At 71.5% G+C, this 19,658-nt stretch carries 20 protein-coding genes and 1 pseudogene; 13 read left to right on the forward strand and 8 right to left on the reverse strand.

Annotated elements, in window-relative coordinates; genetic code table 11:
- The first annotated feature begins 73 nt into the window (after nucleotides 1–73).
- Complete coding sequence (locus JOD64_RS11730) at nucleotides 74–1,372, forward strand: MFS transporter (protein ID WP_204942259.1); 1,299 nt, start codon at nucleotides 74–76, stop codon at nucleotides 1,370–1,372.
- 402 nt (nucleotides 1,373–1,774) lie between these two features.
- On the opposite strand, the gene JOD64_RS33765 is transcribed toward JOD64_RS11730, so the two are convergent.
- The 3 genes from JOD64_RS33765 to mshA all read right to left on the reverse strand — a co-directional run bounded on the left by JOD64_RS33765 (nucleotide 1,775) and on the right by mshA (nucleotide 5,069).
- Nucleotides 1,775–2,665, reverse strand: a complete 891-nt coding sequence (locus JOD64_RS33765) for a hypothetical protein (RefSeq protein WP_372434240.1) — start codon at nucleotides 2,663–2,665, stop codon at nucleotides 1,775–1,777.
- Between the two features lie 465 nt (nucleotides 2,666–3,130).
- Nucleotides 3,131–3,646, reverse strand: a complete 516-nt coding sequence (locus tag JOD64_RS11740) for a type III secretion system chaperone family protein (RefSeq protein ID WP_204942261.1) — start codon at nucleotides 3,644–3,646, stop codon at nucleotides 3,131–3,133.
- A gap of 58 nt (nucleotides 3,647–3,704) precedes the next feature.
- The gene (gene mshA, locus JOD64_RS11745; RefSeq protein WP_204942262.1) at nucleotides 3,705–5,069 is read right to left on the reverse strand and encodes a D-inositol-3-phosphate glycosyltransferase; all 1,365 of its coding nucleotides are present in this window, start codon (nucleotides 5,067–5,069) and stop codon (nucleotides 3,705–3,707) included.
- A 205-nt stretch (nucleotides 5,070–5,274) separates the two neighbouring features.
- Between mshA and JOD64_RS11750 the strand changes: the two genes are divergently transcribed.
- The gene (locus JOD64_RS11750; protein WP_184179006.1) at nucleotides 5,275–6,036 is read left to right on the forward strand and encodes an SDR family oxidoreductase; all 762 of its coding nucleotides are present in this window, start codon (nucleotides 5,275–5,277) and stop codon (nucleotides 6,034–6,036) included.
- A gap of 84 nt (nucleotides 6,037–6,120) precedes the next feature.
- Nucleotides 6,121–6,909 carry a class I SAM-dependent methyltransferase gene (locus JOD64_RS11755; protein WP_204942263.1) on the forward strand — a complete coding sequence of 263 codons (789 nt, stop codon included), beginning with the start codon at nucleotides 6,121–6,123 and terminating at the stop codon, nucleotides 6,907–6,909.
- Between the two features lie 114 nt (nucleotides 6,910–7,023).
- Here the strand turns inward: JOD64_RS11755 and JOD64_RS11760 are convergent, their stop codons facing one another.
- Nucleotides 7,024–8,106: a UDP-N-acetylmuramate dehydrogenase gene (locus JOD64_RS11760; protein ID WP_204942264.1), complete on the reverse strand. Its 1,083-nt coding sequence runs from the start codon at nucleotides 8,104–8,106 to the stop codon at nucleotides 7,024–7,026.
- A 69-nt stretch (nucleotides 8,107–8,175) separates the two neighbouring features.
- On the opposite strand from JOD64_RS11760, the gene JOD64_RS11765 reads away from it, so the two are divergent.
- The 3 genes and pseudogenes from JOD64_RS11765 to JOD64_RS11775 all read left to right on the forward strand — a co-directional run bounded on the left by JOD64_RS11765 (nucleotide 8,176) and on the right by JOD64_RS11775 (nucleotide 10,352).
- A complete protein-coding gene (locus JOD64_RS11765) occupies nucleotides 8,176–8,934 on the forward strand; it encodes a maleylpyruvate isomerase family mycothiol-dependent enzyme (RefSeq protein WP_204942265.1) in 759 nt (252 codons plus the stop codon).
- A 163-nt stretch (nucleotides 8,935–9,097) separates the two neighbouring features.
- Nucleotides 9,098–9,322: pseudogene (locus JOD64_RS11770) on the forward strand (family 1 glycosylhydrolase); the annotation flags it as partial.
- Between the two features lie 22 nt (nucleotides 9,323–9,344).
- A complete protein-coding gene (locus JOD64_RS11775) occupies nucleotides 9,345–10,352 on the forward strand; it encodes a LacI family DNA-binding transcriptional regulator (RefSeq protein WP_204942266.1) in 1,008 nt (335 codons plus the stop codon).
- 74 nt (nucleotides 10,353–10,426) lie between these two features.
- Here JOD64_RS11775 and JOD64_RS11780 read toward each other — a convergent pair whose 3' ends face one another.
- The gene (locus tag JOD64_RS11780) at nucleotides 10,427–11,155 is read right to left on the reverse strand and encodes a hypothetical protein (protein ID WP_204942267.1); all 729 of its coding nucleotides are present in this window, start codon (nucleotides 11,153–11,155) and stop codon (nucleotides 10,427–10,429) included.
- 168 nt (nucleotides 11,156–11,323) lie between these two features.
- Between JOD64_RS11780 and JOD64_RS11785 the strand changes: the two genes are divergently transcribed.
- Nucleotides 11,324–11,737: a RidA family protein gene (locus JOD64_RS11785; protein WP_204942268.1), complete on the forward strand. Its 414-nt coding sequence runs from the start codon at nucleotides 11,324–11,326 to the stop codon at nucleotides 11,735–11,737.
- 1 nt (nucleotide 11,738) lies between these two features.
- The gene (locus JOD64_RS11790; protein ID WP_204942269.1) at nucleotides 11,739–12,635 is read left to right on the forward strand and encodes a GNAT family N-acetyltransferase; all 897 of its coding nucleotides are present in this window, start codon (nucleotides 11,739–11,741) and stop codon (nucleotides 12,633–12,635) included.
- Between the two features lie 29 nt (nucleotides 12,636–12,664).
- On the opposite strand, the gene JOD64_RS11795 is transcribed toward JOD64_RS11790, so the two are convergent.
- Together JOD64_RS11795 and JOD64_RS11800 are read right to left on the reverse strand one after the other, a co-directional pair.
- Entirely contained in the window at nucleotides 12,665–13,186 is a 522-nt protein-coding gene (locus JOD64_RS11795; protein ID WP_204942270.1) for an O-acetyl-ADP-ribose deacetylase, read from the reverse strand.
- Nucleotide 13,187: 1 nt separating this feature from the next.
- The gene (locus JOD64_RS11800; protein WP_204942271.1) at nucleotides 13,188–13,979 is read right to left on the reverse strand and encodes an EI24 domain-containing protein; all 792 of its coding nucleotides are present in this window, start codon (nucleotides 13,977–13,979) and stop codon (nucleotides 13,188–13,190) included.
- Between the two features lie 198 nt (nucleotides 13,980–14,177).
- On the opposite strand from JOD64_RS11800, the gene JOD64_RS11805 reads away from it, so the two are divergent.
- From JOD64_RS11805 to JOD64_RS11825, 5 genes are read left to right on the forward strand one after another with little or no spacing between them, the layout of a single operon-like run.
- Nucleotides 14,178–15,086 (forward strand): ABC transporter ATP-binding protein, encoded by a 909-nt coding sequence (locus JOD64_RS11805; protein ID WP_204942272.1) that lies wholly within the window; start codon nucleotides 14,178–14,180, stop codon nucleotides 15,084–15,086.
- Nucleotides 15,087–15,098: 12 nt separating this feature from the next.
- Nucleotides 15,099–15,833, forward strand: a complete 735-nt coding sequence (locus JOD64_RS11810) for an ABC transporter permease (RefSeq protein ID WP_204942273.1) — start codon at nucleotides 15,099–15,101, stop codon at nucleotides 15,831–15,833.
- 11 nt (nucleotides 15,834–15,844) lie between these two features.
- Nucleotides 15,845–17,113, forward strand: a complete 1,269-nt coding sequence (locus JOD64_RS11815; RefSeq protein ID WP_239559482.1) for a sensor histidine kinase — start codon at nucleotides 15,845–15,847, stop codon at nucleotides 17,111–17,113.
- Nucleotides 17,110–17,751: a response regulator gene (locus JOD64_RS11820; protein WP_204942275.1), complete on the forward strand. Its 642-nt coding sequence runs from the start codon at nucleotides 17,110–17,112 to the stop codon at nucleotides 17,749–17,751. Before JOD64_RS11815 ends, JOD64_RS11820 begins: the two co-directional genes overlap by 4 nt.
- A 24-nt stretch (nucleotides 17,752–17,775) precedes the next feature.
- The gene (locus JOD64_RS11825) at nucleotides 17,776–18,744 is read left to right on the forward strand and encodes a helix-turn-helix transcriptional regulator (RefSeq protein WP_204942276.1); all 969 of its coding nucleotides are present in this window, start codon (nucleotides 17,776–17,778) and stop codon (nucleotides 18,742–18,744) included.
- Here the strand turns inward: JOD64_RS11825 and JOD64_RS11830 are convergent.
- A complete protein-coding gene (locus JOD64_RS11830) occupies nucleotides 18,735–19,649 on the reverse strand; it encodes an SDR family oxidoreductase (protein WP_204942277.1) in 915 nt (304 codons plus the stop codon). The two genes, JOD64_RS11825 and JOD64_RS11830, sit on opposite strands and share 10 nt — an antisense overlap.
- Nucleotides 19,650–19,658 lie beyond the last annotated feature (9 nt).

The following is a 19,658-nucleotide window of genomic DNA, read 5'->3' on the forward strand; positions in this document are numbered from 1 at the left end:
GGCTGGCGCAATGGCCCCCGACTTCCTACCGTGCACAGGAAACGGTTAGGAAACCGAACTGTCGGGAGGTCGGGTGTACGCCCTGCGGCGCTGGTGGCACGACACCGCGGGCGGTCTCCCCGCCACCTTCTGGTACCTCTGGGCCGGCCTGCTGATCAACCGGGCCGGTGCCTTCGCCATGCTGTTCCTCTCGCTCTACCTCACCGACGTACGCGGAGCGAGCGTTGGGCTGGCCGGAACGGTGGTCGGCGCGTACGGGGCCGGTGGGGCAGCCGGTGTGCTGCTCGGCGGGGTGCTGGCCGACCGGTGGGGCCGCCGGGCAACCCTCCTCGCCGCGCACCTGGTCACGGCCGGCCTGATGGTGGCGCTCGCCTTCAGCCGGCCGCTGCTCCTGATCGCGGTGCTCTCCGCGCTGATCGGCGTGGTCCACTCGATGCCCAGCCCGGCGTTCGTCGCGGCGATCGTCGACGTGGTGCCCGCCGAACGGCGTTCGCGCGCGTTCAACCTCCAGTTCTGGGCGTTCAACCTGGGAATGGCGGTCGCGTCGTTGCTCGCCGGGGTGCTGGCCGAGGCGAGCTTCACCGCGCTCTTCCTGGTCGACGCCGGTGCCACCCTGACGGCCGCCGCCGTGATCGGCTGGAAGGTGCCGGAGACTCTGCGCATTGCCGCGCCGGCCGTCGACCTTCAGCCGCCGGCACCCTCGGCGCCGACGTCCGTCCGGCCCCGCCGTCCGGGGCTGCACACCGCGCTCACGGACCGCACGTTCCTGGTCTTCGTCGGGCTCACCTTCGTGCTCGCCGTGCTCACCATGCAGACCTCCACGATCATGCCGCTGGCGATGAGCGCGGACGGCCTGGGCCCATCGGCGTACGGGTTGGTGGTGGCGCTCGGTGGCGCGCTGATCGTGGTTGGGCAACTGTTCGTGCCCCGGCTGATCGACCGGCACCGCAAGGACGTCGTGCTGGCCGTCTCCACCGCGCTGCTCGCGCTCGGTTTCGGCGTACTCGCCGTCGCCGACGGGCTGGCCATCTACCTCGGTGCCGCGGCGGTCTGGACGGTCGGTTCGATGCTCGCCGCCCCGCCCAACGCGCAGATCAACGCCGACCTGGCCCCGCCGCAGCTACGCGCCCGGTACCAGTCGGTCTTCTACCTGACGTTTCCGGCCGCGGCGTTCGTCGCTCCCACGCTCGGCGGGTTGAGCCTGCAGCACCTCGGGGACCGGCACTGGCTGATCGTGGGTGGGCTCGGCATGGTGGCCGCACTCGGGCACCTGTTCGCCGGACCACCCCGGGAGCGACACGTGGCCGCGCTCCGCCGGGCCGCCGAGCGGAAGCCGGTAACACCCGTCGACGACCGCGCGCCGATCGCATAAGGGCGTTTATCGCATAAGGGCGTTTACGGTACGCAACGTTTCACGCAAAGCGCCCACCACGTCCCTAAGGTCGTGGTGGGCGCCCGCCGGTGGGGCCGGCGGCGGCGGGCAACACTCACCCCCGTAAGCGTCGCCCGCTCAGCCGCCGGTCCAAACAGGTGGGCACCGTCCCCCAACGGTAGATCCACCCGTCCCCTCGCGCCTCGCCTGGTGCGCGGATCTGATCGATCCGCCGCTCCCCCGAACGTTTCCAAGCGTGGCGCGGTGCAATAAAGCTAGTTCGCCCGGATTCTGGATTCAACCCAGAACGCTGTCTCGCCGGTCACAACTGGCGAGTATCCGCTGCTCCGGTCTCGCTGTTTGGCAACAGCCGCGTACCCCTCAGCCATTCCCGCAAACACCTCAACCGTCTTCCCGATCGGGTGACTCGGTCCGGAAGAAGTTGCTCTGCCGGCCGTCACGCAGCTGTTCCTGATAAATCAGGTTCAGCCGGCGCAGGTCAAAGGTGTAGAACCAGTCATCCCAGGTGATCTCGCGAATTCGGCTGCTTTCCCGATATCCGGGAATGTTGAAGGTCAGAACTCCCGCCCGGCCGTCCCGCTCGGTGCCGGCGATGGTCGCCGGCTTCGCCCCGCGCTCCCGGGCCCAACGCTGAATCACCTCATGATTCGCGGTGATCAAGCTCCGGCCCGGACGCTCCGGCCGGTCCGACAGCGACGAGATCACCTGCGAGCTGCGGACCGACCGTCCGGTACTCCGTCCGGTCCGGATCCCAACAGCACCCATCCCGCTGCCGGCCGACGGTGGCGCCGCACGCTTGGCGGGCGCCGCGCGCTGGGCCGTCGTGCGCTTGGCGGGCGCCGCGCGCTTCGCCGCCGGCCGCGCTGGCGCCTTCTTGGCCGCTGCCTTCCGCGCGGGTCCGGTCGACCTGGTCGCCGCTGTCTTCCGTGCGGCGGTCGTCTTCTTCGCGGCGGTCGTCTTCTTCGCCGCCGTCGTTCTCTTGGCCGCAGTCGTTTTCTTCGCCGCCGTCGTTCTCTTGGCCGCAGTCGTCTTCTTCGCCGCCGCCGTGGTCTTCTTGGCGGCGGTCGTCTTCTTCGCCGCGGTCGTCTTCTTGGCCGCGGCCCGCTTCGCGGGAGCACTCTTGTTCGCCGGTGCGGCCTTCGCGCGACTCGGTGCCGCCTTCGACGCCGACTTCTTCGTCGCGGAGGCCCTACCGGCCGATGCCCTGGTGCCGGTGGCCCGACCAGCCGGTCCAGTGCTGCGCCGGCCCGCGCCACCGGCATCGGAAACCAGCGAGCGCACCAACTGTTTCACCAGGTCGGGCTTGCGCAGGGCGGAGATCCCAGAGACCCCACGTTTGCGCAACTGCCCGCGGATGTCGTCCACCCGCATCCGGGAAATCTCCGACTCGGAGATCCCGGGAGTACCCGGCGTCTGGTTGCCGCCCTGTCGTTTGGTCCTGGTCGCAGTCCCGCCGCGACCTGAGCTGTTCCGCTGAGCCATGGGACGCTCACGCTCCTCGACACTCCGTCCTCGGCGCGCGGGGGTCCCTTGCCGCACCGCGCGGTGCGGCATACCCGTCAGGAGCAGTCCGAACCCACCGTCAGTTCGCCATGATCGTGCTGGATCCAGGATCGAGTGGCATCAGCGTTCAACGAGGCCACTACTTCCTGGTTCGAGCGCGATCTTGGGGTGTGGGGTGTGGGGCGCGGGGCGCGCGGCACGCAGAGCGCGCAGGGCGCGCGGCGGCGCTGGGGGTCAGGTTGGATCGGGGCCGGCGCCGGAGGGCTCGAAGAGATGGGCGAACGCGGCCAGGTTGGCGGTCGACTCGCCACGCTTGACCCGCCACTCGTACTCCCGCCGGATCGAACTGCCGAAGCCGATCTCCAGCATCGTGTCGAACGACTCGTCGGCGTACGTGAGGACGGCGCCGAGTAGCCGGTCCAACTCGTCGGCGTCCACACCGGCCGGGTTGACGCGCCCGGTCAGGTACACGTCGCCGACCGCGTCGGTGGAGAAGGAGACGCCGTACATGCGGGCATTGCGCTGTAGCAGCCAGGCCCACAGCTCTTCACGGCGCTCGTCCGGTTGGCGCATCACGAACGCCTCGACCCGCAGCGCGTGCTCGCCGACGATCAGGTTGCAGACCGTCTTGAGCTTGTGGGTGCCCGGCAGGGTCACCGCGTACGAGTTGGGGCCGGTCGACTCGCAGGCCAGGTCCCGCTCGGCACAGACCGACTCGATCAGGGTCGCGAGATCGCTCTTCGGGCTCACCGGGCCTACTTTACGACCGACCTGGCCGGCGCACCGGTTGGCGACCGACGCCCCCCGGTCACCAGGAGCAGGAGAGTGCGGGGTCGGCCGCCAGGTCGGCCGCGAGCCGGGCGCGGTGCGCGGCGATCGCCTCGCCGTAGACGCCGAGCAGACCGGCGACCGTACGGTCCCAGGAGAAGTGCCGGGCGTGCTGCTCGGCGCCCCGGGCAAGCACCGCCCGGAGGGCCTGGTCCGGCAGCAGCCGGCCCAGCGCCGTGGCCCAGTCGACCGGGTCATGCCCGTCGATCAGTACGCCACTCACGTGATCCCGCACGGCAGTGACCAGACCTCCGACGGCGGCGGCCAGCACCGGCGTACCGCAGGCCTGTGCCTCCAGGGCGACCAGCCCGAACGATTCGTTGTGTGACGGCACCGCGACGAGGTCGGCCGCCCGGTACAGGGCTGGCAGGTCGTCCCCGGTGAGCGGCGGCAGGAACCGCACCCCGTCGCTGACCCCGAGCTTGGCGGCCAGCTCGATCAGCGCGGTCGGCCGGTCCAGCCCACTGCCGCTGGGCCCGCCGCAGATCACCACGGTCACCTGGGCGGCCAGCGCCGGGTCGCGCTCCCGGAGGGCGGCGATGGCGCGGATCAGCACGTCGGGGGCTTTGAGTGGTTGGATCCGGCCGACGAAGGCGACGACGTACCCATTGGTCGGCAGGCCCAGCCGGCGGCGAGCCTCGTGGGTCGCCGCGGACCGGTCGCCCGGTGCGGGCCGGAACCGGTCCAGGTCGACGCCCGGTTGCACCACGGAGACCCGGGCCGGGTCGGCGTCGTACCGATCGAGGAGGTCGCTGGCCTCGACCCGGGTGTTGGCGACCAGCCGGTCCGCCTCGGCGACCACCTGCTCCTCGCCGATCACCCGGGCCTTGGGCTCCGGCCGGTCGCCGGCCGCGAGCTGGGCGTTCTTGACCTTCGCCAGGGTGTGCGCGGTGTGCACCAGCGGCACACCCCAACGCTCCTTGGCCAGCCAACCGACCTGGCCGGACAGCCAGTAGTGGGAGTGGATCAGGTCGTAGTGCCCGGGCGGGCGGGACGCCTCGGCGCGCAGCACCCCGGCGGTGAAGGCGCAGAGCTGGCCGGGCAACTCTTCCTTGGTGAGGCCCTCCAGCGGGCCGGACGTGATGTGCCGGACCTGCACGCCGGGCGCCATCTCGACGACCGGGGGCAGGTCACCGGAGGTGGCCCGGGTGAAGATCTCCACCTCGACGTTGGCCTCGGCGAGTCGCCGGGCGACCTCGAGGATGTAGACGTTCATGCCACCGGCGTCGCCCGTGCCGGGCTGGTGCAGGGGCGAGGTGTGCACCGAAAGGGTGGCGATGCGGCGAGGCCGAGGCCACGGTCGGGCACCTCGCTGACGCCCGACACCGGTGTGCATTTCCGCCACATCCGCTCCTTTGTCACGGTTAATGCCGTCTCGCACGACCGGCGCTTCTCGGTCAACCTCTACGCCGGATGCCATCTTCCCCATCGGGCTTCGGAAATTCCCCGCCACGGCCCCCGGGCGTGACGGACCTCATCACCGCACGCCCGTCAATGACGGCACGACGCCCGGTCGGGACGGGTTGCGCGGTCGGGGTGAGAATGTCGGGATGACCTCTGTCGCCATCGTCACCGGAGCATCCAGCGGGATCGGCGCCGCCACCGCCCGCCGACTCGCCGCCGAGGGCTTCCACGTGCTCGCCGCCGCCCGCCGCGCCGAGCGGCTCGCCGACCTGGTCGCCGAAATCACCGCCGCTGGCGGGCAGGCCACCGCGGTGACCTGCGACATCACGTCGGACGAATCGGTAGCCGGGCTGGCCGAGGCCGCCGCCCAGGCACCCGGGCCGGTCACCCTGCTGGTCAACAACGCCGGCGGGGCGCGTGGGCTGGACCCGGTGGAGTCCGGCTCGGTCGCCGACTGGCAGTGGATGTACGACGTCAACGTGCTCGGCACACTGCGGGTCACCCAGGCCCTGCTACCGGCCCTGGAGGCGTCAGGCTCCGGCACCATCGTGGTGGTCTCCTCCACCGCCGGCCTGACCGTCTACGAAGGCGGGGGCGGCTACACCGCGGCAAAGCACGCGCAGACCGCCATCGCCGGCACGCTCCGCCTGGAACTGTGCGGTCGCCCCCTGCGGGTGATCGAGATCGACCCGGGCATGGTGAAGACCGACGAGTTCGGGCTGGTCCGGTTCGAGGGTGACGCGGAACGGGCGGCCGCCGTCTACGCCGGAGTGCCGGGGCCGCTGGTCGCCGAGGACGTGGCCGACTGCATCGCCTGGTGCGCCACCCGCCCCGAGCACGTCAACATCGACCGGCTGGTGGTCCGACCGCGGGCCCAGGCCGCCCAGCACAAGGTGCACCGGGTCTAGCGGTACGCGCGAAGTGAGCCGGGTCTGCGAGCCCGCAGTCGCGAACGGAGACCGGCACTGGGGTCGTCGACCGGGAGGGGCGGTATGAGCGGCGCGGCACGACACCGGCCGCTCGGCGTGGTCACGAGAGGCACCACCAACCCGAACCGGCTCCGCCGGGTGGACAACTGGATCGTCGCCACGTGCGCCGACCGGCTGTTGGCGGCGGCCGACCCCCTGGTGGTCGACCTCGGCTACGGTGCCACCCCGGTGACCGCGGTGGAATTGCGCGCCCGGCTGGCGGCGGGAGTGCGTCCAGACGTACGGCTGGTGGGGCTGGAGATCGACGCGGCCCGGGTGGCCGCGGCCACACCGGCCGCCGACCCGCCCGGCCTGACGTTCGCCCGAGGCGGGTTCGAGCTGGCCGGGCTCCGGCCGGTGCTGGTCCGCGCGTTCAACGTGCTGCGACAGTACGACGAGAGCGAGGTGCCCGACGCCTGGCGGACGATGACCACCGCGCTCGCCCCGGGTGGGGTGCTCGTCGAGGGCACGTGCGACGAGTTGGGGCGGCTCGCCAGTTGGCTGCTGATCGACGCCGACGGCCCCCGCACGCTGACCCTGGCCGCGAAGCTCACCACGCTGGGCAGCCCCGCCGAGTTGGCCGAGCGGCTACCCAAGGCGCTGATCCATCACAACGTCCCCGGCGAACCGATCCACGATCTGATCCGCGCGCTCGACGACGCCTGGCAGGCCGCCGCGCCCTACGCCACCTTCGGCCCCCGCCAACGCTGGCTGAGCGCGGTAACCCGTCTCCGCGAGACCGGCTGGCCCATCCTGAACGGCCCGAACCGCTGGCGCCAAGGAGAGCTGACCCTCCCCTGGCCCCCACCCTGACCCCACGCCCCCGCGATCTTGCAGGTCCTGTCGTTGATTTACGGCTTTACGCCCCGTATGTCGTGACAGAAGCTGCAAGATCGCCGAGGTGAGGGTGGCGCGTGGGCGGTGGGTCTAGAGGGTGCAGTTGATTAGGACCGGTTCGGGGTGGAGGGTTACGCCGAAGCGGGCGTGCACCGTGTCGCGGATGTCGCGGGCCAGGGTCAGCAGGTCGGCGGTGCGGGCTCTGCCGCTGTGGTTGGTGAGGGCCAGGGTGTGCTTGCTGGAGATGGTTACCCCGCCCGCACCGGCATGGCCCTTGCTGAAGCCGGCCTTGTCGATCAGCCAGGCCGCGCTCACCTTGACCAGGCCGTCGGCCCCTGGCCAGGCGGGCGGGTCGCCCAGCTCGGCGGCACGCTCCAGGAGCAGCTCGTACGTCGCCTGGTCGAGCACCGGGTTGGTGAAGAAGGAGCCGACCGACCGAGTGTCCGGGTCGGTGGCGTCGAGCACCATGCCCTTGCCCGCGCGCAGCCGCAGCACCGCGGCTCGGGCGTCGGCCAGAGGCACCCGGTCGCCCACCTCGACACCGAGCGCACGGGCCAGTTCGGCGTAACGCACCGGGCCGGAGATCGGGGACCGGGCAAGCCGGAAGTCGACCGCGAGCACCACCCAACGGTCCCCGTACTTGAAGATGCTGCCCCGGTAGGCGAACCCGCAGTCGGCGGCGGGGATGACGTGGCGGGTGCCCTTGGCGCGGTCGTACACCTCGACGCCGGTGATCGTCTCGGCGACCTCCTGGCCGTACGCGCCGACGTTCTGGATCGGGGTGGCACCGGTCGAGCCGGGGATGCCGGAGAGGCACTCCAGGCCAGCCCAGCCGTTGGCCACCGTGGCGGCGACCAGGTCGTCCCACGGCTCGCCGGCGTCGACCCGTACGGTGACCGATCCGGCGTCCTCGGCGAGGACGTGCAGGCCACGGGAGCGCACCAGGACGACGGTGCCGGGGAAGCCGGAGTCGCCGATCACCACGTTGCTGCCGCCGGCCAGGATCAGGAGTGGCTCCTCCGCCGCCCGGACCGCCCGAACGATCTCGTCAGCACTGCCGGCGGCCACGATCCGCTCGGCCGACCCACCCATCCGCAGAGTGGTGTGGCTGGCCAGTGGACCAGGGATGGCACGATCGGCTTCGGTTGTCGGCTGGGCGGAGGCGTCTGGCACGCCCTTCACCTTAGGCTGAGTAATAGCCGTGGCACCCACTGGTCGCCCGGCACCCCCGGGAGGATGGCGATGAGCAGACTGCAGGGCAGCAAGGATTTCTGGATCGGGGCGCTCCGGGCGGAGGGGCCGGCTTTCGCGGCGGCGGTGGCCGAGGCGCCGCCGGAGACACCGGTTCTGTCCTGTCCGGGCTGGACGGTCAACGACCTCACACTGCATCTCGCTCGGATCTACCACTGGGTTTCGTCGTTCGCCGGCGCCGGGCTGACCACCCGGCCGGAGCGCCAGGACCGGGCCGAACTGGAAGCGGGCGTGAATCCGCTCCAACTGTGGCGCCAGGGGTACGACCAGCTGATGACCGTCTTCGACGGGCTCGACCCGGAGGCACCGGCGTGGAACTGGGCTCCGCAGCCGAAGAAGGCCGGTTTCTGGCCGCGTCGAATGGCGCACGAGACGGCGGTGCACCGCTGGGACGCCCAGCTCGCCATCGCGGCCGGCGAGCCGGTGGAGGCGAAGCTCGCGGCCGACGGGGTGAGTGAGGTGCTGGACACCTGGCTGCCCGCGGGTCGGCGGCGGACGCCGGGCGGCTGGCACGGGGTGGTGCAGCTCACCGCCACGGATGCGGCTCAGGAGTGGTATCTGCGGCTGCGTGGCGAGGGGGTGGCGCTGCTCGACACCGCGACCATCTTCGACCACGACGACCACCACGCCCGGGCCCAGGTCAGCGGCACCGCGAGCGACCTGCTGTTGGCGCTCTGGGGTCGGGTGAGCTTCGAGACGCTGGACGTCGCCGGCGATCGCACCCTGCTGGAGGGTCTGCGTACCCGCTGATCGGCTCTGCCACGACGAGGGCGTCACCCCGCCGGGGGTGGCGTCCTCGATCTCCTTCGGGTTCGAGCCGACAGGTCTGGGAGAGCGCTCTCTTGACACGACACGGACCCACCCACCACCCTGACGTGAGAGCGCTCTGGTCAGTCCATCTCGGACACCTTCAGCCGCACTCCGGGCAAGGCGTACCAAGTCACTGCCGATCACCGAGGCGACTTCCCGGGGCGTGGACCTGGGCGGTTATCTCGTATGGTCAATCCTGGACAACGTCGAACAGGCGGAGGGTTACCGCAAGCGGTTCGGGATCGCGCACGTCGACCACCTGACCCAGCGGCGCACACCGAAGGCCAGCGCCCGGTGGGACCACGAAACGGTCTCCCGGAACGGGCTGCGACGAGCGGGGGGAAGGCACGATGACGACGGCGCAGCGGCCGACGCTCGAAGCAGTGGCGGCGCGGGCCGGGGTGTCCCGGGCGACGGTGTCCCGTGTGGTCAACGGCTCCACCACCGTCGCCGAGCCGATCCGCGAGGCGGTCACCCGGGCGGTCGCCGAACTGGGGTACGTCCCCAATCTCGCCGCCCGCAGCCTGGTCACCCAACGCACCGACTCGATCGCCCTGGTCATGCCGGAGGCGGCCACCCGGGTCTTCTCCGACGACCAGGTCTTCCCCGGCATCATCCGCGGTGTCAGCCAGGAGTTGGAAGCGGCCGACAAACAACTGGTGCTGATGCTCGCCGGTTCACCGGCAGGCCACCATCGGGTCGAGCGCTACACCACCGGCCGGCACGTCGACGGGGTGCTCTTCGCCTCGCTGCACGGCGCCGACCCGCTGCCCGGCACGCTCGCCCGGCTCGGCATCCCGGTGGTGGTCAGCGGCCGGCCGCTCGGCGACGTGCCCGTGCCGTACGTCGACGTCGACCACGTCGGCGGGGTGACCGCAGCCGTACGACACATGATCGACAGCGGTCGCCGCCGGATCGCCACCATCGCCGGGCCACAGGACATGGTCGCCGGGATCGAACGGCTCCGCGGCTACCGCGCCACGGTCGCCGACGCGGGGCTGCCCGAGCTGATCGCCGTCGGCGACTTCACCCGCGAGTCCGGGTCGGCGGCGATGCGACGGTTGCTCGCCGAGCACCCCGACCTGGACGGCGTCTTCGCCGCCTCCGACCTGATGGCGCACGCCGCCCTGCGTACGCTGCGCGAGGCCGGCCGTCGGGTGCCGGAGGATGTCGCCGTGGTCGGCTTCGACGACATCGAGACCGCCGCCTACACCGAGCCGCCGCTGACGACCGTCCGGCAGCCGATCGTGGAGCTGGGCCGGCGGATGACCCGACAACTGCTCCGGCTGGCCGCCGGGGAGACCATCGAGCAGGCGATCATGCTCCCCACCGAGCTGATCCGGCGCGACTCGGCGTAGCCGGGGGCCCTCCTCCACGAGGAGAGCCCCCGGGACCCGCTAGCAGTTGCGGGTCCGATGCCCGTGCTGGCCGATCAGCTCTCCGCGTCCCGGCGGCGCCGCACGGCGATCAACGTGGCGCCGAGCGCCACCGCACCGATTCCGAGGATGGCCATCGGGATCAGCCCGCTGCCCGCCGACGTGCCGGTGATCGGCAGGTGGCTCTTCGTCGGGGTCGTGGGCGGCGCGCTTGTGGGCGGCGCGCTGGTGGGCGGCTGGGTGGGCGGCGCCGTGGTGGGCGGCGCCGTGGTGGGCGGCGCCGTGGTGGGCGGTGGCGTGGTCGGCTGACCGCTGGCGGCACAGGTGTGGGTCAGCACGAAGAACTCCGCCGTACCGGTGATCACCGCGGTGGCGTCGGTCAGTGTCCAGCCGGCGGGCAGCCGGATCCATGCCTTGCTGGTGCCCATGCCGTTGACGATCGCCCCACCGTCGGTAGGGATCGTCCGGGTCACGGTGCCGTCGTTCGGGATGCTCCAGGTGCCAGTGACCGTGACGAACTGACCGGAGGTCCCCGGGTTGCCTGGCAGGTTGAACACCCACACGTCCTGGTCCGGGAACGGCCCACCGCCGAGGTTCGGCTCGCAGCTCTGCGTGAACGCGGCCGCGGTCGTGGGGACGTTGCCCGGGTTGATGTCGATGTTGCTGACCTGAGGCGGCGGCTGGGTCGGATCGGTCGGCTGGGCGAGCGCCGCGCCTCCCGCCCCGACCAGAAACGCACCGGCTGTGGCACCGGTGGCGACGAGCTTGACGAGTAAAGCTCTCACATTTCCCCCATGATCGATGTGACGATTTACGAACTTTTGAGCCGGTAAAGGAGAATAGTATGATTTGCACCTTTTGCGGGTCTTGTTCATTGCTTTCGCACCCGTGCGGGCGCGTGTGCAGCCGTTAATCCGTCGCCCGGGGACCCGATCGTCGTTAGCCTCGCCGCCATGCCGGATCCTGACGCGCTGTTGCACGTCCCCGCCCTCTCCGACGCAGCCGAGTACGCGTACGCGGCCACCGTCGATCCACCCGCCCGGCTGGTCTTCACCGCCGGCGCGTGCCCGCTGGACGCCGAGGGGCGCACGGTCGCGCCGGGCGATCACGCCGCGCAGGCCCGGCAGGTGATGACGAACCTGGCGACCGCTCTCGACGCCGCCGGCGCGCGGCTGACCGACGTCGTCAAGACCACGGTCTATGTGGCGTCCTCGCACCAGGTCGACCTGGTGACCGTCTGGGAGGTGGTGCGGGACTTCTTCGGCGACCACGACCCGCCCAGCACCCTGCTCGGGGTGACCGTGCTCGGCTACACCGACCAACTGGTCGAGGTCGAGGCCGTCGCGGCCGTACGGATGGGGGCCTGACATGCGCATTCGTGTGGCGCAGCCGGATGATGCCCCGGCCGTGGTGGCCCTGCGGGCGATGGTCTACCCGTACCAGGTGCGCGGCGTCGAGTCGACCCGGAAAATGATCGCCGAGCCGGTACCGGGCAGGGACTGGCTCGCCTTCGTGGCCGAGGTCGATGCCCAGGTCGTCGGTTGGGTGACGGCCCAACGCAACGACTCGACCTCGACGGCGAACTTCGGTGACATCACCCTCCTGCACGTCCACCCGGAGCACCGGCGGCGCGGCATCGGCACCGCGCTGCTGACGGCCGCGACAGGTCACCTCGCCCCGCTGGGGGTCCGCCGGCTCCGCACCTTCGCCCAGCCGGACGCGCTGCCGTTCGCCCGTCGGCACGGCTACGAGCCCAGTCGTGAGCTGCGCTTCTCCGCGCTCGATCTGAATCCGGCACCCGCGTTGCCCGACCCGCCGCCGGGCGTACGGCTGCTCCCGATCTCCGACCTCGACCCGCATCTGCTGTACGCGGCCGACGTGGCCGCAGCCGCCGACGAGCCGGGCGACGTGCCGGTCGACTCGATCAGTTACGAGAGCTGGCAGTACGACGTCTGGGACAACCTCGGTCTGGACAAGACGGCCAGCATCGCTGCCGAAGTCGATGGTGAGGTCGCCGCCTTCAGCCTGGTGAAGCGGGACGGGGACCGGATGTGGTCGGATTTCACCGGCAGTCTCCCGGCGTACCGGGGGCGGGGCCTCGCCCGGCTCGCCAAGACGGCCGCGCTGCACCGGGCTGCCACGAACGGTGTACGCGTCGCGTACACCTCGAACGACGAGGCGAACGGACCGATGCTCGCGATCAACACCCGGCTGGGCTACCGCCCGGTGGCAGCCGAGTGGAGCTGCCTGGCCGACCTGACCTGATCAGCGGTCAACTACTCCCACCAGAACCCCTACGCGACGGGGTTGTCGTAGACCTGGCGGGCGACGGCGTGGGTGTCGGCGCCGAAGAGCACCAGGCGGGCATCGGTGACGGTGGTCGGGGTGGCCGAGCGCAGCACGGCCAGCGCCTGACCGACCGCGTCGTCGACCGGCCAGCCGTAGATGCCGGCGGAGATCAGCGGAAAGGCCACCGTGGTCGCGCCCACCTCGTCGGCCACCCGGAGACTGTTGGCGTAGCAGTCGCGCAGCAGCGCCGACCGGTCCTCGCTGGCCGACCAGACCGGCCCCACGGTGTGGATCACCCAGCGGGCCGGTAGCTCCCCGGCCGTGGTCGCGACCGCCTGGCCGGTGGGCAGGCCCCTGCCGTAGTGGGACGCCCGCAGCGCCCGGCACTCGGCCAGGATCGCCGGCCCGCCGCGCCGGTGGATGGCACCGTCGACCCCACCGCCACCGAGCAGGGACGAGTTCGCGGCGTTCACGATGGCGTCCACCTGCTGGGTGGTGATGTCCCCCTCGACCAGGGTGATCTCCATGTCAGCTCTTCTCGATCGGCTGGCCGAGCGAGCGGCGGGCCAGCAGAGTGGCGCCGGCGACCGCAGCCGGCATGATCAGCACTGCGCCGAGCGGAATGAGGAAGCAGAGGAAGACGGCCACCCCGAAGCCGAGTGCGGCGGGTCGGTCGGCCTTCAGGATCGTCCGGCGCTGCGGCAGCCGCATACCGCGCCGGTAGAACGGTGCCCCGACCAACTCCACCGCGAGGAACCAGCCGCCCACCGCCGCCCCGATCACCGGGACGACGGTCTGGCCGACCACCGGGATGAAGCCGGCGAGGAACAGCGGGATGCCGACCAGCGCGGTGAGAGCCACCAGCCGTACCGAGTCGGCGAGGCTGCGGCGCAACGACGACCAGAAGGGCACGTCCACCGCGTTCGGCGTGCCGCCGTACCGCTGCTCGACCTGCTCGGAGATCTTCTCGTAGAACGGGTCGCCGATGACCAGGGTCACCGCGGTGAAGGTGAGCACTCCGAGCAGGCCGCCGAGACCCAGGAAGGCCAGCCCGGCGATCACCCGGACCAGGCTGCGGGCGGTGGTCGACCAGTCGTCGGCGAACGGGGTGACGAGCGCGGCGAGGTCGTCCACGAAATACACCAGGGTGGCGAGCGCGGCCACGAAGAGCGCTCCCGAGATCAGCGCCGGCACGACGCCGAGCAGCATCAACCCCGGGCTGCGGACGTAGAGGCCCAGCCCCCGCAGGAGCAGGGCCGCCCCGGCGAAGAAGCGTGCGACGACCCCGGTCACCGGGCTGGCGATTCTGCTGACGTCCACGATCGAGCAGCCTAACGAGCGGTGATCGAATCCGCCGGGCGGAGCGCTGGCAGCGACTCTCGTCGTACACATCAACCAGTTGATGGACGCGGGTGATCCACCGGCGACGTCGGTGATCGTCGCCGACCGGTCGATTCGCCGCCGGGTCACCCCGACAACCCTTGAGGAGGTACGAAGCCAGCGGCGGAAGGCGGCACGATGCCGGTCATCGAGGTGACCCACCTGAAGAAGACGTACGGCGATCTGGTGGCGGTGGGCGACGTCTCGTTCACCGTGGAGGCGGGAGAGATCTTCGGCGTCCTCGGCCCGAACGGCGCCGGCAAGACCACCACCGTCGAGTGTGTCGCCGGGCTGCGCGTCCCCGACGGGGGCGGGGTGTCGGTCCTCGGGCTCGACCCGCGCCGGGACGCGGCCCAGCTTCGGCAGCGGGTCGGGGTGCAACTCCAGGAGAGTCAACTGCCGGACCGGCTCCGGGTCGCGGAGGCGCTGGAGCTGTACGCCTCGTTCTACCGCAACCCGGCCGACCCGGCCGCCTTGATCGACAAGCTGGGCCTCGGCGAGAAGCGGAACACCGCGTACAAGAAGCTCTCCGGCGGTCAGAAGCAGCGGCTCTCCATCGCGCTGGCTCTGGTGGGCAACCCGGAGATCGCCATTCTCGACGAGTTGACCACCGGGCTGGACCCGCAGGCCCGCCGGGACACCTGGGGCCTCATCGAGCAGGTCCGCGACAGCGGGGTGACGATTGTGCTGGTCACCCACTTCATGGAGGAGGCCGAGCGGCTCTGCGACCGGGTCGCGGTGATCGATCAGGGCCGGGTGGTCGCCCTGGACAGCCCGGCGGGCCTGGTCTCGACGGTGGCTCCGGAGCAGCGGATCCGGTTCCGGCCCTCGGCCCCGGTCGACGACCGGCTCCTCACCGACCTGCCCGAGGTGTCCGCCGTGCAGCGCACCGGTAGCCAGGTGGTGGTGAGCGGCACTGGCGAGTTGCTGCACGCCGTCACGTCGGTGCTCGCCCGCCACCAGATCGTCGCCGCGGACCTGCGGCTGGAGCAGTCCACCCTCGATGACGCCTTCGTCGAGCTGACCGGGCACCGGCCCGCCAACTGAGAAGGAGCCAGCATGCACGCCTTTCGCCAGATCCTGCGGATCGAGGCGCGGCTCTACCTGCGGGACCTGCCGACGCTGCTCGCCACCGTCGGGATGCCCACCCTGATCCTGACGGTGCTCGGGCTGATCCCCGCGCTCCGCGAGCCGGACCCGACCTTCGACGGGCAGACCTTCGTCAGCTACTTCGCACCGTCCCTGCTGGTGGTCACCCTGGTCATGGTCGGGGTGAACACCCTGCCCGCCGTGTTGGCCACCTACCGGGAACGCGGTGTGCTGCGCCGGCTGGCGACCACCCCGGCGCACCCGGCGGCTCTGCTCGCCGCCCAACTGGTGCTAGCCCTGGCCGGGATCCTGGCCAGCGCGCTGCTGCTCATCGTCGTCGCCCGGCTGGCTTTCGGGGTGCCGCTCCCCCGGCATCCGCTCGGCTTCGCGCTGGCGTTCGTGCTCGGTACGGCGGCGCTGCTGGCACTCGGCCTGCTGGTCGCCGCCGTGGCCCGGACGACGAAGGCGGCCCAGGCCCTGGCCGTGCCGCTGTTCCTGGTCACCATGTTCTTCGGCGGGGCCTACCTGCCCCGGTTCCTGCTCCCAGACTTCGTGGCGCGGATCGGTGACTACACCCCGCCGGGTGTGCAGGCGCTACTCGACGCCTGGACCGGCACGTCGCCGCAGCCGCTGCACCTGACGATAATGGCGGTGATCGCGGTGACGGCCGGCGCCAGCGCGGCGAAACTGTTCCGCTGGGAGTGAGCGAGGAATCGATGACCTGCAGCGGTGGGCCCGACCGTCTGACCAGTTGGCGAGAGCGCGAGGCGAGCCTCTATCGAGTGTTCCCCTATGGCGGGCTGGCCCTGGGCACCGTGTTGGCCCTCGTCGCACCGGCACCCCGGGCCCTCGCCACCGCGCCCACCCTCGCCATCGCCGTGACGGCCGGGTGCTGGGTCGCCTGGTTCATCACCCTGCATCCCGGCTGGCAGAGCCGGCGCGGGTTGATGGCGGTCTACTACGCCGGGCTGCTCGCGTTCGCCGCGGTGCTGGTGGCCGCCAATCCGTGGTACGGCTTTTTCGCCTGGGTCGGATACACCCACGCCTTTCCGGTGCTCCGCACTCGCTGGCGGATCGCCGGGGTGATCACCACGGCCACCCTGGTCGCCACGTCGCAGGGCGGCGGTCTGTCGGTGGTGACGTCGCACCTGCCGCTCTGGCTGGTGCTGGTGCTCTTCAATCTGGTGGTGGCCGGCTCGTTGAGCTGGTTCGCGATGGTCGCCGAGCAGGAGGACGCCAGACGCAAGCGGTTGATGGCGGAACTCGGCGAGGCCAACCGCCAACTCACCGAGACGGTCAGGGAGAACGCCGGGCTGCACGCCCAACTGCTCACGCAGGCCCGGGAGGCCGGTGTGCTGGACGAGCGTCAGCGGATGGCACGGGAGATCCACGACACCCTGGCGCAAGGGCTGACCGGCATCATCACCCAACTAGAGGCGGCCGAGCAGACCCGTGACCGGTCCGCCGACTGGCGCCGGCACGTCGACAACGCCCTCGCCCTGGCCCGGGAGAGCCTCACCGAGGCCCGCCGGTCGGTGCGCGCGGTCCGCCCGGAGCCGTTGGAGACCGCCCGACTGCCGGACGCCCTCGTCGAGCTGAGCGGGCGCTGGTCGGCCCGGAACGGGGTACGGGCCGAGGTCGCCACCACCGGAACGCCCCGCCCCCTGCACCCGGAGGTCGAGGTGACCCTGCTCCGGGCCGCCCAGGAGGCGCTGGCCAACGTGGCCCGGCACGCCGCCGCGTCACGGGTCGGGCTGACCCTGTCCTACATGGCGGACGTGGTCACGCTGGACGTTCGCGACGACGGGACGGGCTTCGACGTCACCGGCCAGCCGGCGCCCCGCGAGCCGGGCGGCGGATACGGGCTGACCGCGATGCGGCAGCGGGTGACCCGCGTCGGTGGCGAGTTGGCCGTCGAATCCGAACCGGGAGGCGGCACCGCCATTTCGGCGTCGGTCCCCGCGCTGCCGGGAGGTGCCGGTTGACCGCCCCGATACGGCTGCTGATCGTCGACGACCATCCGGTGGTGCGCGACGGGTTGCGCGGGATGTTCACCGGCGACCCCGGGTTCGAGGTGGTCGGCGAGGCTGCGGACGGCGCGGAGGCGTTGGCCCTGGTCGAGACGGTGCGGCCGGACGTGGTGCTGATGGACCTGCGGATGCCCGGAATGAACGGGGTGACCGCCATCGGCAGGCTGGCCCGCTCCAGCAGCACCGCCCGGGTGCTGGTGCTCACCACGTACGACACGGACGCCGACGTGCTGCCCGCCATCGAGGCCGGTGCCACCGGCTACCTGCTCAAGGACACGCCCCGCGAGGAACTAGTCCGCGCCGTACGGGCCGCCGCCCGGGGCGAGTCGGTGCTCGCGCCGAGCGTCGCCGGGCGGCTGATGGGCCGGCTACGTGCACCGGTCGAGGAGCCGCTCAGCCAGCGTGAGCTGGAGGTGCTCACCCTGGTGGCCCGTGGTGCCTCCAACCGGGAGGCGGCGGCTCGGCTGTTCATCAGCGAGGCCACCGTCAAGACGCACCTGCTGCACGTGTACGCCAAGCTCGGGGTCAACGACCGGGCCGCCGCAGTGGCCACCGCGTACGACAAAGGGTTGCTGACCCCCGGCGGGCGGTGAGTGAGGGCCGGGCAGGATGGGCGGGTGCGCGCCTCCCGACTGATCTCGCTGCTCCTGTTGTTGCAGGCGCGCGGGTCGATGACGGCGGGTGAGCTGGCGCGGGAGCTGGAGGTCTCCGAGCGGACCGTCTACCGGGACGTGCTGGCACTCTCCGCCGCCGGGGTGCCGGTCTACGCCGATCGCGGCCGGGCCGGCGGGTACCGCCTGCTCGGCGGCTATCGGACCCGGTTGACCGGGTTGACCCGGGACGAGGCCGAGGCGCTCTTCCTCGCCGGGCTACCCGGACCGGCCGGTGACATGGGGCTCGCCGACGCGGTCGCCGCAGCCGAGCTGAAGGTGCTCGCCGCGCTTCCGCCAGCCCTGCGCGACGCCCCGGCCCGCGCCGGGCAGCGGTTCCACCTGGACGTCCCGGGCTGGTTCCGGGAGACCGCGCCGCCGCCGTGGCTCACCGAGCTGGCGCGGGCGGTCTGGCGGGACCGGGTGGTGGAGTTGCGCTACCGACGCGGCGACCGGGAGGTGAGCCGCCGGGTCCAGCCCTACGGTCTGGTCCTCAAAAGCGCGGTCTGGTACCTGGTCGGCCGGGTCGGCGACGACACCCGCACCTACCGGGTGGACCGGGTGACCGGGGTCGAGGTGGGCGAGGAGAGCTTCGACCGCGACGGGGACTTCGACCTGGCCGGGCACTGGCGCGAGCAGGCCGGGTCGTTCCTGCGAACCATGCTGCGGGCCGAGGTGACCGTCCGGCTCAGCACGGCCGGCCTGCGCCAGCTCCGGCACCTGGTCGATGCCCCCAACGTGTACGACGAGGTGGTCGCCGCCGCCGGAGCACCCGACGGGCTGGGCTGGGTGGTGGCCCGATTGCCCGTCGAGTCCGTCGAGGTTGCCTATCACCAGCTGTTGGGGCTCGGCCCCGAGGTGGAGGTGCTCGACCCACCCGAGCTGCGACGGTTGTTCACCGAGGCGGCCGACCGCCTCGGCGCGCTCTACCGGTAGCCGGTGACGTCCGCCGGTTTGCCGGCGTCGACCACCTCGACGATGTAGCGGAAGCCCTCCGGCTGGCTGCCGTCGAGGTCGGTGAACCCGTACACCTTGGACAGCGTGCCAGCATCGACGGACTCGCCGTTCCAGCGGGCCTTCTCCTCGTCGGCGGCGAGTGCGGCCACCGCGCGGCCGACGAACGCCGGGGTCTCCGAGATGAGGAAGTTCGGGTCGGTGGCGGCGCCGTCGCGCCAGTTCTCCTCAGTCACGCCGAAGTGCTCCAGCATCGCCTCCGAGCGGATCCACCCGGGGGTGAGCGCCACGGCAGTGCAGGCGTGCGGCCTCAGCTCGTGTGCCTGGCTGAAGGCGAGGCGGTTGACCGAAACCTTGGCCAGGTCGTAGAAGACGGAGAGCCGGTAGTTCGCGTCGTTGTACGCCTTGGTGCCGTCGCCCATCTCCACCACCAGACCACCGGGCTTGCGGATCAGCAGCGGCAGCGCGAAGTGGCTGGTGATGATGTGGGTGTCGATGGCCAGTCGCAGGGTCCGGAAGCCCGCGTCCAGCGGCTGCTCCCAGACCGGCTTGTCCCAGGTGACCAGCGGGTCGCCACCCCAGATGTCGTTGACCAGAACGTCGAGTTGGCCCTGCTCGGCGTCGATCCGGGCGACGAGTTCGCGGACCTGCTCGGGCACCAGGTGGTCGACCTGGACGGCGATACCGGTGCCACCGGCGGCGGTGACCAGCTCGGCGGTCTCCTCGATGGTCTCCGGGCGGTTCATCTCGGAGCGGCCGGCGCTGCTGCTGCGGCCGGTGGCGTACACGGTGGCACCGGCGGCACCGAGCTGGATCGCAATCTGTCGACCGGCACCCCGGGTGGCACCAGCGACGAGCGCGATCTTTCCTGCGAGCGGTTGTGTCATACCTGCGAG

Origin of the sequence: Micromonospora luteifusca (assembly GCF_016907275.1) — a bacterium.
GTDB classification, from domain to species: domain Bacteria; phylum Actinomycetota; class Actinomycetes; order Mycobacteriales; family Micromonosporaceae; genus Micromonospora; species Micromonospora luteifusca.